This window comes from Clavibacter capsici (assembly GCF_001280205.1).
Taxonomy (GTDB): Bacteria; Actinomycetota; Actinomycetes; order Actinomycetales; family Microbacteriaceae; genus Clavibacter; species Clavibacter capsici.
In genome coordinates, this window is record NZ_CP012573.1 from 2298530 (window position 1) to 2312809 (window position 14280).

The 14280-nt window shown below is 70.7% G+C and carries 16 protein-coding genes, 1 pseudogene and 2 riboswitches; of the genes and pseudogenes, 11 read left to right on the forward strand and 6 right to left on the reverse strand.

Going from position 1 to position 14280, the window contains the following annotated elements; genetic code table 11:
* Positions 1-28: 28 nt before the first annotated feature.
* Positions 29-122, reverse strand: a riboswitch (glycine riboswitch).
* A gap of 1 nt (position 123) precedes the next feature.
* A riboswitch (glycine riboswitch) is annotated at positions 124-210 on the reverse strand.
* Between the two features lie 148 nt (positions 211-358).
* Complete coding sequence (locus tag AES38_RS10725; protein WP_053774968.1) at positions 359-811, reverse strand: SseB family protein; 453 nt, start codon at positions 809-811, stop codon at positions 359-361.
* A 115-nt stretch (positions 812-926) separates the two neighbouring features.
* Between AES38_RS10725 and AES38_RS10730 the strand changes: the two genes are divergently transcribed.
* Positions 927-1289 (forward strand): BlaI/MecI/CopY family transcriptional regulator, encoded by a 363-nt coding sequence (locus tag AES38_RS10730; RefSeq protein ID WP_043674662.1) that lies wholly within the window; start codon positions 927-929, stop codon positions 1287-1289.
* 28 nt (positions 1290-1317) lie between these two features.
* Here the strand turns inward: AES38_RS10730 and AES38_RS10735 are convergent, their stop codons facing one another.
* On the reverse strand, positions 1318-2085 hold the full coding sequence (locus AES38_RS10735; protein ID WP_053774969.1) for a copper resistance CopC family protein: 768 nt from the start codon (positions 2083-2085) through the stop codon (positions 1318-1320).
* A gap of 134 nt (positions 2086-2219) precedes the next feature.
* Here AES38_RS10735 and AES38_RS10740 point away from each other — a divergent pair, with 134 nt between their 5' ends.
* Positions 2220-2615, forward strand: coding sequence for a ChaB family protein (locus AES38_RS10740; RefSeq protein WP_081001884.1), 396 nt, complete (start codon positions 2220-2222; stop codon positions 2613-2615).
* Positions 2616-2625: 10 nt separating this feature from the next.
* On the opposite strand, the gene AES38_RS10745 is transcribed toward AES38_RS10740, so the two are convergent.
* The gene (locus AES38_RS10745) at positions 2626-3180 is read right to left on the reverse strand and encodes a GNAT family N-acetyltransferase (protein ID WP_053774970.1); all 555 of its coding nucleotides are present in this window, start codon (positions 3178-3180) and stop codon (positions 2626-2628) included.
* A 48-nt stretch (positions 3181-3228) separates the two neighbouring features.
* Here AES38_RS10745 and AES38_RS10750 point away from each other — a divergent pair, with 48 nt between their 5' ends.
* A complete protein-coding gene (locus AES38_RS10750) occupies positions 3229-4356 on the forward strand; it encodes a zinc-ribbon domain-containing protein (RefSeq protein WP_053774971.1) in 1128 nt (375 codons plus the stop codon).
* A 6-nt stretch (positions 4357-4362) separates the two neighbouring features.
* On the opposite strand, the gene AES38_RS10755 is transcribed toward AES38_RS10750, so the two are convergent.
* Together AES38_RS10755 and AES38_RS10760 are read right to left on the reverse strand one after the other, a co-directional pair.
* Positions 4363-4926 (reverse strand): GIY-YIG nuclease family protein, encoded by a 564-nt coding sequence (locus AES38_RS10755; RefSeq protein WP_053774972.1) that lies wholly within the window; start codon positions 4924-4926, stop codon positions 4363-4365.
* A gap of 58 nt (positions 4927-4984) precedes the next feature.
* A complete protein-coding gene (locus AES38_RS10760) occupies positions 4985-5389 on the reverse strand; it encodes a hypothetical protein (protein ID WP_053774973.1) in 405 nt (134 codons plus the stop codon).
* 226 nt (positions 5390-5615) lie between these two features.
* On the opposite strand from AES38_RS10760, the gene AES38_RS10765 reads away from it, so the two are divergent.
* The 8 genes from AES38_RS10765 (at position 5616) to AES38_RS15860 (ending at position 13799) form a co-directional block, all read left to right on the forward strand.
* On the forward strand, positions 5616-6038 hold the full coding sequence (locus AES38_RS10765; protein WP_053774974.1) for a hypothetical protein: 423 nt from the start codon (positions 5616-5618) through the stop codon (positions 6036-6038).
* A gap of 96 nt (positions 6039-6134) precedes the next feature.
* Positions 6135-7601, forward strand: coding sequence for an APC family permease (locus AES38_RS10770; protein ID WP_053774975.1), 1467 nt, complete (start codon positions 6135-6137; stop codon positions 7599-7601).
* 2 nt (positions 7602-7603) lie between these two features.
* Positions 7604-8056 carry a universal stress protein gene (locus tag AES38_RS10775; RefSeq protein WP_053774976.1) on the forward strand — a complete coding sequence of 151 codons (453 nt, stop codon included), beginning with the start codon at positions 7604-7606 and terminating at the stop codon, positions 8054-8056.
* A gap of 244 nt (positions 8057-8300) precedes the next feature.
* The gene (locus AES38_RS10780; protein ID WP_053774977.1) at positions 8301-9719 is read left to right on the forward strand and encodes an amino acid permease; all 1419 of its coding nucleotides are present in this window, start codon (positions 8301-8303) and stop codon (positions 9717-9719) included.
* An 82-nt stretch (positions 9720-9801) separates the two neighbouring features.
* A complete protein-coding gene (locus tag AES38_RS10785; protein WP_053774978.1) occupies positions 9802-10494 on the forward strand; it encodes a histidine phosphatase family protein in 693 nt (230 codons plus the stop codon).
* A 23-nt stretch (positions 10495-10517) separates the two neighbouring features.
* Positions 10518-11075: a DUF3090 domain-containing protein gene (locus AES38_RS10790; protein WP_053774979.1), complete on the forward strand. Its 558-nt coding sequence runs from the start codon at positions 10518-10520 to the stop codon at positions 11073-11075.
* Complete coding sequence (locus tag AES38_RS10795) at positions 11075-11842, forward strand: SCO1664 family protein (RefSeq protein ID WP_053774980.1); 768 nt, start codon at positions 11075-11077, stop codon at positions 11840-11842. The genes AES38_RS10790 and AES38_RS10795 overlap by 1 nt, the downstream gene beginning before the upstream one ends.
* A 469-nt stretch (positions 11843-12311) precedes the next feature.
* Positions 12312-13799 carry a hypothetical protein gene (locus AES38_RS15860; protein ID WP_157883527.1) on the forward strand — a complete coding sequence of 496 codons (1488 nt, stop codon included), beginning with the start codon at positions 12312-12314 and terminating at the stop codon, positions 13797-13799.
* A 216-nt stretch (positions 13800-14015) separates the two neighbouring features.
* Here the strand turns inward: AES38_RS15860 and AES38_RS10800 are convergent.
* Positions 14016-14243: pseudogene (locus tag AES38_RS10800) on the reverse strand (DUF933 domain-containing protein); the annotation flags it as partial.
* Positions 14244-14280: the final 37 nt, after the last annotated feature.

A 14280-nucleotide genomic window follows, 5' to 3' on the forward strand; every position in this document is an offset into this window, starting at 1 on the left:
TGGCCGGCGCGGACGCCGGATGCGGGACTCCCCCTCTGTCATGGGCCTGAGAGCTTCGCGCCGTCCGGGGACGGTGCTTTCACCGTGGGCGAGCCGCGCGAGGCGGCTGCTTTTCAGAGTGGCCAGTGCATCGCGGTACGTGGACCTGAGAGATTGGCGGGGAGGCTTGCTCCTTCGGTGCTCCCGGAGGAGCTCTCCCGCGATGCGTGCGCGGCCGTGCTACGTGGATCAGCATATCGAGCGGCACGTTTCGGGCGCATGACGATCCGGGATCGGGCGGACGCACGATCCGGCGGGACGCGACGACGCCGCCGCATCCTCCTCGGATGCGACGGCGTCGGGTGGTCGGTGCGTCGGGTCAGACGGCGTCGGGCGACGGCGCGGCCGGCGCCTGCGGGGCGTCGCCGTCCTGGTCGATGACGCGGCGCACGTCGTCGGCGAGCTGCGCGACGCCCTCGGGCATCATCTCGAAGCCGTCCGTGGTGCCGACGTTGATGACGAGGCCGGTGCCCTCGGGGATGGCCTGCACGAGCTCGGCGGCGGGGATCGTGGCGACGTGGTCGGCGACGCTCGTCACCTTCTCGTCGATGCGATCCTCGTGCGTGAACGCGGCCAGCATGGGCACGCCCTCGCGGTCGAAGAGGACCGGCTGGAGCTGGTCGGTCTCGGGGGTCAGGGGCGTGGCGGTCGGCACGACGACCACGGTGTTGATGAACTCGGTGAGGACGGCGGTCATGTCGGACTCGCCGGCCTGGCCGCGCGCGATGGCCTGCTCGAGGGGGGTGGGCTCTCGGTCCTGTGAATCGGTCATGCACCCCATCGTGCCCGATCCGACGGGACGGCGCCTGACCGCGGCGGCCGGCCGGGGCCCGGGCGGCGGTAGGATCGTCCTCTCATTCCCACCGCCCGACCCGAGGGGAGCCGCCGTGCCGATCGGACGCCAGCGACCCCGCGGCGAGCTCGAGGCCGCCATCATGGACGTCCTCTGGGACGCCGACGAGCCCGTGACGGGCAAGGACGTCGTCGCCCGCATCCCGGATCCGCGGCCCGCGCTCACGACCGTGCTCACGGTGCTCGACCGGCTCGGCCAGAAGGGCCTCGTGGTGCGCTCCGACGAGGCGCGCGCGCTCACGTTCGCGCCCGCGCGCTCCCGCACCGACCACGCCGCCTCGCTCATGTCGGGCGCGCTCGCGGCCACGAAGGACCGCGAGGCCGCGCTGCTGCGCTTCGCCGGCACGCTCGACGGGGACGACCTCACGGCCCTCCGCCGCGCGCTCGGTGACGGCTGACGCGAGGCCGCCCGGGCGCCGGTCCGACCTAGCGCGGGTCGTCGGCCCCGTCGGTCGGCCCGCCGACGCTGCGGCCGTCCTCGCCGGGGAACCGGCGCGACGATCGGCGCACGACGCCGAGCACCACGACGACGGCCGCCGCGAGGATCGCGAAGCCGATGAGCACGAACACCCACACGGGAGTCGTCTCGGCCGCGTCGGCCAGCGGGACGGACTCGCCGGACTGCGCGTCCGCGGTCGGCGCAGGCGCCGCGGACTCGGCGCCCTGCGTGGTCATGGTGCCCTCCGGCTCGGGCGTCGCGGTGGGCGCGCTGCCCGCCCAGGCGTCGCCGCAGGCCGGGGCCTCGAGGATCGCGGGCGTGCCGACCGTGTCGCCCGCGGGCGCGTAGGTGAAGGAGTAGGTGCCGTCGATGGGGTGGCTGTCGCTCGAGACCGCGCGCCAGGTGACCTGGTAGGTGCCCGCGGTGCCGAGCGCGACGCGGCTCGTGGCGGTGGATCCGTCGACCGTGACGCAGCCGTCCTGGTGGAAGGAGCCGTCGGTGGAGTTGACCACCTGGATCGCGAAGCCGGAGGCCTGGTCGTCGAGCGCGAGGAGGTCCTCGCTGAAGTCGAGCGCGACCGTGCCGGGCTCGGCCGTGACGGTGGCGTCGGCCGCGGGGGTGGATCCCACGAGCCGGTCGTGCGCGGACGCCGGACCCGCCGGGATGAGCGCGCCCCCGACCGCGAGCGCGGCGGCGCCCGCGGCGAGCGCGGCGCGACGGAGGGCGGACGGGGTGCGGGGGTGGTGCGAGGCCATGGGTCCATCATCCCCCGCGCGGATGGGGCGGGCGATGGCGGACGGCGGCGCGCCCGCCGTGTCCACGAGACCGCGGCGGAGGGGCAGGGTGGAGGGAGGGCGGACAGCGCCCGCACCGAGCACGAGGAGGATCCGTGGCCCCCGAGGACGACATGCCGAGCACCATCCGCCGCTCCCCCGAGCACGCGCAGGCCACCTGGTCGGCCGCGCACGCCGCGGCCGAGGAGCAGTACGGATCCGGCGAGCGCGCCGAGCGCACCGCCTACGCCGCGCTCAAGCACGGCTTCGAGAAGGTCGGCGACCACTGGGAGCCGAAGGACGAGAAGGGACCGTCCGACGCGGGCGCCGAGGAGCGCGGAGCGGGCACGGCCGGCGGCGTGGACGCGAACGCCTCGAAGGCGCACCTCATGGAGGTCGCGCGGCGCCTCGACGTGCGCGGTCGCAGCCGCATGACGAAGGACGAGCTGGTCGAGGGGATCCGGAAGGCGAACGACCGGGAGACCCGGAGGGCCCGCGAGCGCGAGGACTGAGCCCCGCGCGCTAGGGCAGGTCGACCCGGAAGAGCGCGCACTCCTCGTCGTAGTAGGCGCGGGTCCGGCCGAGCGGGCGCATGCCGATCCTCCGGCACACCGCCTGCGACGGCGCGTTCGCCGGGTCCGTCACCGCGAGCACGCGGCGCAGCCCGCCCTCTGCCGCGTGCGCGAGCACCCGCGTGGCGGCCTCGGTCGCGACACCGCGGCCCCACGCGTCGGGGTGCAGGTGCCAGGCGATCTCCGTCTCGCCCTCCTCCGGCGCGTCGCGCGGGGCGGGGTCGTCGGCGGACAGGGGCGCGGCCGACGCGGGCAGGTCCTTCAGGAGGAGCGTGCCGAGGAGCGCGCCGCCGTCGCGGTCCTCGATCGCCCAGATCCCGCGCACCGGGTGGTCGAGGGCGGCGTAGCGGGCGGCACGGGAGGCGGCGTGCGCGGGGTCCGTCTGCACCTCCCCCGAGCCGATCCAGCGCATCACCTCGGGCCGGGAGTGCAGGTCGAGCAGGAAGGGCGCGTCGGCGCCCGTGAAGCGGCGGAGCAGGAGGCGGTCGGTCGCGAGGTCGGGCATCGCCCCAGGCTAGGCGCCGACGTCGGTGGTCGCCCCTAGCGTGACGGCATGCCCGAGCCGGTCGATGCGTGGTGGGCGCGACGCCGCTGGTCGCGCGGCCTCGACGTGCCGTACCCGAAGGGCACCTACCGGGAGGCGTGGGCGTCGTTCCCCGTGCTCATCCGGCAGTACCACCCCGAGCTCAACCGCGGCATCACGCTCACGCAGGTGCCGCCCGCGGCCGACGTCCTCCTCACCTGGCAGTGCGACGTCGGGCACGTCTTCGTCGCCACGCCCGAGGAGCAGCGGCGCCGGCCGGGCCGCGAGCGCCGCCGCTCGTCGTGGTGCCCGGACTGCGCGGAGGCCGCATCCCCGCGCACGCCGGTGCTGCCGATGGCGGAGCAGGTGCGCTGGCCGGGGGTGTCGCCGCTCGTGGCGGGGCCGGTGGCGGGCGGATCCGCGTCCGATCCGGCGGGCGCATCGCCGTCCTCGGCCGCTGCGTCCCCACGTCCGCGGCGGGGCGCACGCGACGGCCGGCCCGCGGTGGGCGGCCCGGCGCGCGATCGGCGCGGCAAGGACGGCACCCCGAGCACGGGCGGCCAGAGCACGGGCGGCCAGAGCACGGGCACCGCGGGCACGGGCCCGGCGGAGCGCCGCGGATCCCCCGCCTCGGCCACGACGCCCGCCCGCGCCCGCCGCTCCCCCGCCGTCTGCGCGAAGACGCCCGACCTCCCCGTCGGCGAGCCGTTCGTCAGCGCGTGCGCGCCGCCGCCCGCGTCCGCCGTCGAGGAGCGCCTGCGCCAGGACCTCGCCGCGCGCCTCGAGCACACGCCCGGCCTCACCGCGGTCCGCCTCGCCCGCCCGTTCTTCGAGCACCTCGAGGCGTGGCCCGACATCCTCCTGCCCGAGCTGCGCGTCGCCATCGAGTACGACTCCACGGGCCGCCACGGCCTCGAGCACGTCGGCCGCCGCGAGGAGGCCGACCGGCGCAAGGACCGCGCGCTGCGGTCCGCCGGCTGGGAGGTGATCCGCATCCGCACGGGCAAGCTGCCGCCCCTCGGGCCCTACGACCTGTGCGTCGCGGGCCTCACCCGCGGAACGGTCGACCAGCTCCTCGACCGGCTGCGCGAGATCCGCGGCCCGTTCATCGTGGACGCCTACCTGCGCGAGGCGCCGCCCGCGTCCGCCGCGGGATGACGCCCGTCAGCTGACCCGCAGCGCCAGCGCCTCGCTGCGCCAGCGCGCGAGCAGCTCCCACGGATCCGGCTGCCCCGCCGCGAGGGCGGCCACGTGCGCGCGCAGCTCGGCGTCGAGGGCGAACCACTCGGTGCGGTCGTACCGCTGCCGCGCGAACCGCGCATGCCGCGCCCGCTCCACCGCCCGGCCGCCGCGCTCGAACGCGAGCAGCTCGTCGTGCCGGAGCGTGCCGAGGCGCTGGCGGGGGTTCGCGCTGGTGCCGATCTTCATCCGGTCGCCGAAGCGGATGTAGTAGACGACGTCGACCCGCGGCGGCGCGAGCTCCCCGTCCGGGTGATCCCCGTGGCGCCACTCGCACACCGCGCAGAGCCAGCCGGACGGGTAGCGCACGCCGAGGCGGGATCCGCAGGCCGGGCACGGCGACGGCAGCACGTCCTCCACGCCGTGCGCCCGCTCCGCCCACGCGGCCGCGGCCACGAGGTGCGCCGCGCACAGCGGCACGGGGGCGCCGCGCTCGACGCGAGCCGCGCAGCCCTCGGCGCGGCAGGGGGCGGATCCGGTCGGGGTCATGCTCCGACGCTAGGCGCGGGGGCCGACACCGGCCGGGCGGGCTGGGCGGATCGCCCGGTCAGCGCCCCGCCCGCACCACCACGGGCGCCTGGTCCTCCAGCCCGCGGCGGAGCTCCACCGACGTCCACGGCACGGGCGCATCGGCGAAGATCGGCTCGAGGACCTCCCACATGATCCGGCGGTCCGGCCCCACGAAGTACACGTCGTAGGAGCCGTCGCCGAACTCGTTGCCGTCGATCCAGCCGGCCTCCAGCAGCTGCAGCGCGTCGTCGCCGGCCGTCTCGGTCGCGGCGAGGGACTCGAACGCCTCGTACGCGGATCCGGACGCGCCCGCCTCGAAGCGGAGCACGACCCAGTCGTCGGGATCGTCCTCGCGCGTCCACGGGCGCGCGACCGCGACGATGGCGAGGGTCAGCCCGGTGATGATCCCGCTGAGGAGGAGCGCCCGGATGCGGGGCGTCATGCCCGCGTCCGTCCGGCGTCGGCTGCTGCTGCTGCGCTCATGCGACCTCCTCGTCCGGCGTCGGCCGCGGGGCGATCGACACACCCCGTCCAGCATGGCAGGGAACGCGCCGACACGGCGGTCGTCCCGCTGCCATGGACGGGGAACGATCCTGCTCGGTAGCGTCCCCCGTACGAAGCAGGCGACCCGCCCGGGTCTCTCCCCACCGCTCCGTCTGAGGAGCACCGTGGACGATCGCAGCACGCACCAGGACATGATCACCGCGTTGACGGCGGTGTCCGACCGGATGGACGCCGCGACGGTGGACGCCTGGGACGGCCTGACCGGGCTCCAGCTGCAGCTGCTGCGCGTCGTCGCGACGGACATGCGCGTCGACCGCCAGTCGCTCGCCGGCTGGGCACGGACCTCCCGCGCCGCCCTCGTGCCGAGCCTCGGCGGTCTGCTGCAGCGCGGGATCCTCGCGGAGGAGGCCGACCATGACGGCCCGTACCTGGTCGTCGCGCCCGCCGGCCGGCAGCTGCTGAGGGCGGGGCTCCGGGCGCGCACCCAGTGGATGCGGACGGCCGCCGCGAGCGCACGGCCAGCGGTCACCGACGCCGAGCTGCGCGGCGCGATCGAGGTGCTGCGGCGCATCGCCGACGACGACTGATCCGCGGATCCGGCGCCCGCCCGCCCCCGCCGGGCCGCCCCGCCGGAGCGCACCCCCGCCCTTCATCCCCCCGCGCGCCGCCCGTAGGGTGGGGAGATGGCGAACCCCATCGAGGCCGAGGCACCCCCGCGATCCGAGCTGAAGCGCTCCATCACGGTCAAGCAGCTGTACTTCTACGTGGTCGGCGACGTCCTCGGGTCCGGCATCTACGTGCTGGTGGGCCTCGTCGCCGCGGCCGTGGGCGGGGCGTTCTGGATGGCGTTCCTCGTCGGCGTCTCCATCGCGACCATCACCGGCCTCGCCTACGCGGAGCTCGTGACGAAGTACCCGCAGGCGGCCGGCGCCTCGCTCTACGTCAACAAGGCGTTCCGGAGCCCGGTGCTCACGTTCTTCATCACCATCTGCATGCTGAGCGCCAACATGGCCGCGGTCGGATCCCTCGCCGCCGGCTTCGTGCGCTACCTCAGCGACCTCATCGGGCTCCCCGAGTCGGCGATCTGGGCGACCACCGGCATCGCGGTCGCGTTCGTGGCCGTCATCACGCTCATCAACCTCATCGGCATCAGCGAGTCGGTGATCGCGAACGTGGTCATGACGTTCGTCGAGATCAGCGGCCTGATCATCGTCGTCGCCATCGGCGTGATCGCGCTCGTCGAGGGCGTCGGCGACCCGTCCGTGCTGCTCCAGTTCCAGGTCGAGGGCGGCCCCGGATCCGCGGTGCTCGCCGTGCTCGCCGGCGTCTCGCTCGCGTTCTTCGCCATGACCGGGTTCGAGAACGCGGCCAACGTGGCCGAGGAGACCGTCGACCCGTCGCGCGCGTTCCCCCGCGCGCTCATCGGCGGCATGATGACCGCCGGCATCGTCTACGTGCTCGTCTCCATGGCCGCGGCCCTCGCCGTGCCCATCGGCGACCTGGCGGGCAACACGCTCCTCGAGGTGATCCGGGCCGACCTCTTCTTCATCCCCGCCGCGGTCATGCTCGTCGTCTTCGCCGTGATCGCGATGGTCGCCATCAGCAACACCGCGCTCGTGACCGTGGTGGCCCAGTCGCGGATCCTCTTCGGCATGGCCCGCGAGAACGTCGTGCCCGCGGTCTTCGCCAAGGTGCACCCCGCGCGCCGCAGCCCCTACGTGGCGCTGATCTTCGGCGGCGCCGTGGTGGCCGCGCTCCTCATCATCGGCGCGGCGATCCGCTCCAGCCAGGCGGGGATCCCCGAGGCCGACCGGCTCGACATCGTCGACCGCCTCGCCACCATCACCGTGGTCTTCCTCCTCTTCATCTACGCGCTCGTGATCGTCGCCTGCCTGAAGCTCCGCGGCCACGACGAGACGGCGGACACCTACCGCGCGAACACGCCGCTCCTGATCGTCGGGATCATCGGCAACGTCGCCGTGCTGATCTACACGCTCGTCGACGACCCGGACGCGCTCTGGTGGGTCGGCGGGCTGCTCGCGCTGGGGCTCGTGCTCTACCTCGCGCAGCGGACGTTCGGTGCGAAGAAGCCGGATCTCGCGGACGCCGCCGGAGTCGCCGCGTCAGGTCCCACGGACAGGGAGGTCTGACCATGCACGTGATCGTCGCCACCGACGGATCCCGGGCGTCGCTCGAGGGAGCCCGCCAGTTCCAGCTCATCGCCGACAGCCGCGAGATCCGCGACGTCACCGTGCTCGCGGTCGTCAGCCCCTACGCCGCCGCGCCCTTCGCGAACGAGCTCGGCCCGCAGCATCCGCACGCGCAGACGGAGCTGAGCTACCGCAAGGACGCGGCGGTCGCGGTCGACGTGGTCGCGGCCGTGTTCGACGGCTGGGGCCCGAGGATCCACCGCGACGTCCGCAGCGGCTCCCCCGCGACCGAGATCGTCCGCGCCGCGGAGGACCTCCACGCCGACCTGATCGCCATGGCCGCCGGCAGCCGCGGCCTCACCACGACGATCCTGCTGGGCAGCACGGCCAGCCGCGTGCAGCACTCGGCGCCGTGCCCGGTGCTGATCTGCCGGCCGGTGCGGGGGCGGGCGTAGCGGCCTAGGCGGGCGGCGCGAGCGCTGCCGGTCAGTCGATCGCCTCGAACACGATCGTCGCCTGGATGCGGTCGCCGCCACCGACGCCCGTGCTCCGCCCCCCCCCCGGATGTAAAGCCCATGTGAACACTTCGCGGGCGGATCCGTCCCCTGCGTATCGTGCTCAGGACCTCCCGGCCCGACCCGCCGTGGCGCGACCGGGAGGATCCCCCACCCGCGAACGCCGACCCGCCCGGAGGCTTCCATGGCATCCGCACCGCAGCTGCACAAGGGACTGACGCAGCGACAGCTCAGCATGATCGCGATCGGCGGGGTGATCGGCGCGGGCCTCTTCGTCGGCTCCGGCGTCGTGATCAACGGCGCCGGCCCCGGCGCGTTCCTCACCTACGCGATCTCCGGCGTCCTCATCATCCTGGTCATGCGGATGCTCGGCGAGATGGCGACCGCGAACCCCAGCACCGGCTCGTTCGCCGACTACGCCCGGCACGCCCTCGGCGGCTGGGCCGGCTTCTCGATGGGCTGGCTCTACTGGTACTTCTGGGTCATCGTCGTCGGGTTCGAGGCGGTCGCCGGCGCGAAGGCGCTCACCTACTGGTTCGACGCCCCGCTCTGGCTGCTCTCCCTCGGCCTCATGGCGCTCATGACCGCCACCAACCTCGTCTCCGTCGGCGCCTTCGGGGCGTTCGAGTACTGGTTCGCGGGGATCAAGGTGGCCGCCATCATCCTGTTCCTCGGCCTCGGCGGGCTCTACGTGCTGGGCATCTGGCCGGGCCGCACGATGGACTTCTCGAACCTCACGGCGCACGGCGGCTTCTTCCCGAACGGCGTCGGCGCCATCTTCTCCTCGGTCGTCGTCGTGATCTTCTCGATGGTCGGCGCGGAGATCGCGACGATCGCCGCGGCCGAGTCGAAGGACCCAGCCACCGCCATCCGCAAGTCCACCAACTCGGTGATCCTCCGCATCTCCCTGTTCTTCGTCGGCTCCCTGTTCCTGCTCGCCGTGATCCTCCCCTGGGATTCCACGGAGCTCGGCGCCTCGCCGTTCGTGAGCGCATTCGACCGCATGGGCATCCCGTTCGCGGGCGACGTGATGAACGCGGTCGTCCTCACGGCGGTGCTCTCGTGCCTCAACTCGGGCCTCTACACGGCGTCGCGCATGCTCTTCGTCCTCGCCGGTCGCCGCGAGGCGCCCGTGCGGCTGGTGCAGGTGACGTCCCGGGGCGTGCCGCGCGCCGCGATCCTCCTGTCGTCGGTGGTCGGCTTCCTCTGCGTGATCGCCGCGGCCGTCTCCCCCGACACCGTCTTCCTGTTCCTGCTCAACTCCTCGGGCGCGATCATCCTGATCGTCTACCTGCTCATCGCGATCTCGCAGATCGTCCTGCGTCGCCGCAACGGATCCTCGGGGCTCGTCGTGCGGATGTGGCTGTTCCCGGGCCTCTCGATCCTCACGGTCGCCGGCATCGTCGCCGTGCTCGTGCAGATGGCGCTGGATCCGGAGATCCGCCCGCAGCTCGTGCTGAGCTTCGGCGCGTGGGCGGTGGTGCTGGTGCTGTACGTCGTGACGCGGGCACGCGGCGGGTCGGTGGATTCGGCGGCGGCGGACGACGAGGCGGAGGTCGCGGTCCCGGCGGGCGCGTCCGCCCGTCCGGAGGACCGCGTCTGAGCGACGGTCTCCCGCTGCCCGACCGGCCGTCGGCGCGGGCCCGTCCCGGGGAGCGCGCCAGCCGCCCGCATAGGCTGGCCGCATGGCGACAGTGATCCTCGTGCGGCACGGACGCACCACAGCGAACGCGACCGGGATCCTGGCGGGGCGCACCCCCGGCGTCGACCTCGACGACACCGGACGCGACCAGGCCGACCGCGCTGGCGACCGGCTCGCCGCGGTGCCGCTGGCGGCCGTCGTCTCCAGCCCGCTCCAGCGCTGCTGGGAGACCGCGCAGCGGATCCTCGAGCGGCAGCACGCCAAGCCCGCCCAGCCCGTCGACCCCGACCTCACCGAGTGCGACTACGGCGACTGGCAGGGCCGCCCCCTCAGCGAGCTCGCCACCGAGGACCTCTGGAAGACCGTGCAGGCGCACCCGTCGGCGGTCGTGTTCCCCGGCGGGGAGTCCATGGCCGGCATGCAGGCGCGCGCGGTCGCGGCGATCCGCCGACACGACGCCGCCATCGAGGCCGAGCACGGCCCAGGCGCGGTGTGGGTCGCCGTGAGCCACGGCGACGTCATCAAGTCGATCCTCGCCGACGCCTACGGCATGCACCTCGACCTCTTCCAGCGCATCGACGTGGGCCCCGCGTCCCTCTCGATCGTCCGCTACGGCGCGGGCCGCCCCACCGTGCACGCGACCAACACCGACGCGGGCGACCTCTCGTGGCTGGCGACGAGCGTCGCGGCGGGCGATGCGCCGGTCGGCGGCGGCGCCGGGCACAGCACGTCGTGATCCCCCGCGCATAGAGTGGACGCATGCCCACACGAGCCCTCGAATTCGACTGGCCCGACCGGGCCGTGGTCGGCACCATCGGCCTCCCGGGCGCGCGCACGTTCTACTTCCAGGTGCGGTCCGGATCGCAGCTGGTGACGATCGCCCTGGAGAAGCAGCAGTCCTCGCTGCTCGCCGAGAAGATTGACGAGATCCTCGACCAGCTCGTCACCGTCGAGGGCAACCCCTTCAGCGTCCCCACCAACACTCCCCCGGAGCTCGTCGACAACGACCCGCTCGAGGACGTCGACGAGCGCTGGCGCACCGGCGCGATGGGCCTCGGTTGGGATCCGTCGATGGCGCAGGTCGTCATCGAGGCCTACCCCCTCGCCGAGGACGACGAGAGCGACGACTTCGACCTCCCCGGCGCCGACGACGACGCGGACGACACCGAGATGCTCGTGGTGCGGATGCCCGTCGGCGCGGCCCGTGCGTTCGCGAAGCGCATCCATGAGGTCGTGGGCGCCGGCCGCCCCATCTGCGCGCTGTGCGGTTACCCCATCGACCCCGACGGGCACGTCCACACCTTCCCCGACGAATGATGTCGGAGACGGACCCGCTGGACGGCGAGCTGATCGTCACCGGCCGCATCCGCACCGCGTCGAACGCGACGTTCCTCGGGACGATCGGCGACGTGGCCGTGGTCTACAAGCCGATCCGTGGCGAGAACCCGCTGTGGGACTTCCCCGACGCGGTGCTCGCGCATCGCGAGGTCGCCGCGTACCTGGTCTCCGAGGCGCTCGGCTGGGGCATCGTCCCGCGCACGTGGCTCCGCGACGGCCCCGCGGGCGAGGGCATGGTGCAGCTCTGGCAGGAGGAGGATCCGGACCAGGACGCCGTCGACCTGATCCCCGCGGCCGAGATCCCGGAGACCGGGTACAAGACGGTCCTCGGCGGCGAGGACGAGGACGGCAACACGGTCGCCCTCATCCACGAGGACACCCCGGCGCTGCGCCGCATGGCCGTCTTCGATGTGATCGTCAACAACGCCGACCGCAAGGGCTTCCACGTGCTCGCCATGCCCGACGGCCACCGCTTCGGCGTCGACCACGGCCTCACCTTCCACGAGGACCACAAGCTGCGCACGGTGCTGTGGGGGTGGGTCGCGGATGCGCTGACCGCCGAAGAGCTCGAGGGCGTGGATCGGGTGCTCGCGGGGCTCGATGGAAAGCTGGGGCGGGAGTTAGCGGGGCTGCTGACGGCGGGGGAAGTCGACGCGCTACGCGCTCGGTGCGCTCGCCTGCGCTCGGAGTCGCGATTCCCGGCGCCCGCCGGTCAGTCGTCGGCGGTCCCCTGGCCGCTGTTCTAGCCGACCAGGGACATCACGCCGCGCCGACCGGCGACGCGTCCCACGGTCAGTTGTTGAACCGGAACTCAACAACAACAGGATCCCACACGACGGACTCGATGCTCTCGATGGGTGCCTTGCCCTTCGAGTGCTCCTCGGCAAGGCTGGCGGTCCAGACCAGAATCGCCTTTGACGCCGCTGACTAACTCGAATACGTCCGACCGCGGCCACGACGAGGCGGGCTGTATGTGAATGAGTAGAACAAAGCGACGAGCGCGTAGTTGATAGGCAAGTCAATCGTCGCGGCCAACTCGCAAAGTTTGGCCGTCGACCGACGTAACAAATCAACTCAGCTCGAAATCTGACATACAAGCACTGCCTTTCATATGAACCGTAGCCAAGGCGTCGGATTACCAGGGCACTTAGCACCATTACTGTTCAGCATCGGCACGCCTATGCAGCCGACTCCTGTCAAGAGTATCATAAATAGATGATCGCAACTCCGAGACAACGCGTGCTTACATCTATTCCCTATTCTAGATATAAGAGTGCGGTTCGCAAGTTTGATAGAACGTCAATACTCGAGCTGTGCGCGCAAAAGTCGGCGGAACTGGACTCTAACGGCGACCCCGCATCCGCAAGCTGGCCATTCACCGCATGGGCTCTCCTCGACATCGCAAGAGTGGCCGTCGTGTTTGGAAAGCCAGCTGGGCCTGCTGCAACTATGGACGACATTGCCCGCCTCTGCGAGTTGCATTTCGTGATCGAGGACCCTAGCACTTGCGGGGATAGCGCCGGAGCGACCGGCGCACTTCTCCGGTTAATGGCAGAACAGTTTTCCTGGCAGACTGACGTTCTCTCATCGTTCGCGCGCACACTACTGCTATTCTCCCCCGACGCCCCATGGCCAGATGGAAAACCCGCTCGAGTCATGACCGAGTCTTGGTTTGAGAAATGCTTCGGCGTGGACCTAGAGACTTACGCAGCGGCCGTATTTATAGCGTACGCAGCGGCCTCGGCGAATGAGGGCCGGATCGATCTCGGGTGGGTAGGCCGTGCGCCAATTAAGGACATTTTCTCTGACTTTCCGGTAGACGCGCTTACCTCGACAATCAGAAATCACTTATTTAGCGATACTGCTTCTGTTAAGCAAGAAAACAGAGAAGCCGAAAGTCGCGCGGGTGCCTCCATGCTTAAATATGCGTTTAACCCATTGATCAATAGGCCCTTTATTTCGAACGGACCATCACACGCCCTGACGCCAAGCCCAAGAGCTGTCGTTAACAAGGTGTCCCCTAACGCTATTTTTTACACCGCCATGAAAGCACTTGGTGATGACTTTGCAGCCGATCTTGGTCACGTCTTTGAGGCATACATTGGTCGTCAGCTCAAAAGCCTACCAGCATGCACAATTGAAGGAGAAGTCGCCTACACCGTCGGCAAGACGCGCTTCGATAGTATCGACTGGTTCATGCAACTTGACGACGTCATTGTGTTTGTGGAATGCAAGGCCGTCAGGCCTACGGAGCCCGTACGCCTCGGCCGCCCCCAATACGCGGAGCACCTTCAACGGCAAGTTGGTAAAGGTATAGAACAACTGAATAGAACGAATCACGACTTCGACATCATAACTGCGGTAAACAAGAAGCTCAATTCGGGCCTCCCTCGCATAGGTCTAGTGGTCACAGCCGAAGACCACTATGGCATCGGATTACCTCCGGTCCGCGCGTCTTTACCCTTAGCCCAAATACCAACCGTAATTATCAGCGCCAGAGAACTGGAACAATTGGTCGCCTTGACGCCACAGGCACTAAACAATAAACTGAACGCCGCCCGAATGGCATGCCAATCCGACCATATCTTAGAGATTAAAGCAAGCCTTCCCGATGGCGGAATGCCCGACAATGCCATTCTCATAAGTGCGTTTGAATCGTTCAAAGTCATGCGGGCGGTCGAGGCGGCATCGAGTCCCGATTGAGAAACGCGGAGCTTACACCATGAGCCGGCGGCATAACAAGCTATTCTCAACACTTCAATAAGTGCACGTTGATACATGGGCAATGCGCAATCGCCGAATGTTCTGAAACAGCGCCCGATCTAAATTACGACATGTGCTGGCCCGCTTCCTATGCGCCCGAAACTTCTGCGGGAGGTCCCTCGCGGGGCGTGTTGCACATGTTGGCACGCCAAATGCCTAGCTGTGGCAGAGCACCACCTCGTCGCCGTCTTGCGCGACGTACACCTTGCCCTCCATGCCAGCCTTGCTCTTAGAGCGCGCCTCGGCGATGGAGCCGGTCTCGACCAGGTCGTCGTAGGAGATGACGTCGGACTTGATGAAGCCCTTCTCGAAGTCGGCGTGGATTACGCCGGGCGCCTGCTGGGCCTTCGAGCCCTTCCCGATGGTGCAAGCCCGAGTCTCCTTTGCACAGTGACAAAAGGGCCAGGGCGGCGGAGAAGTG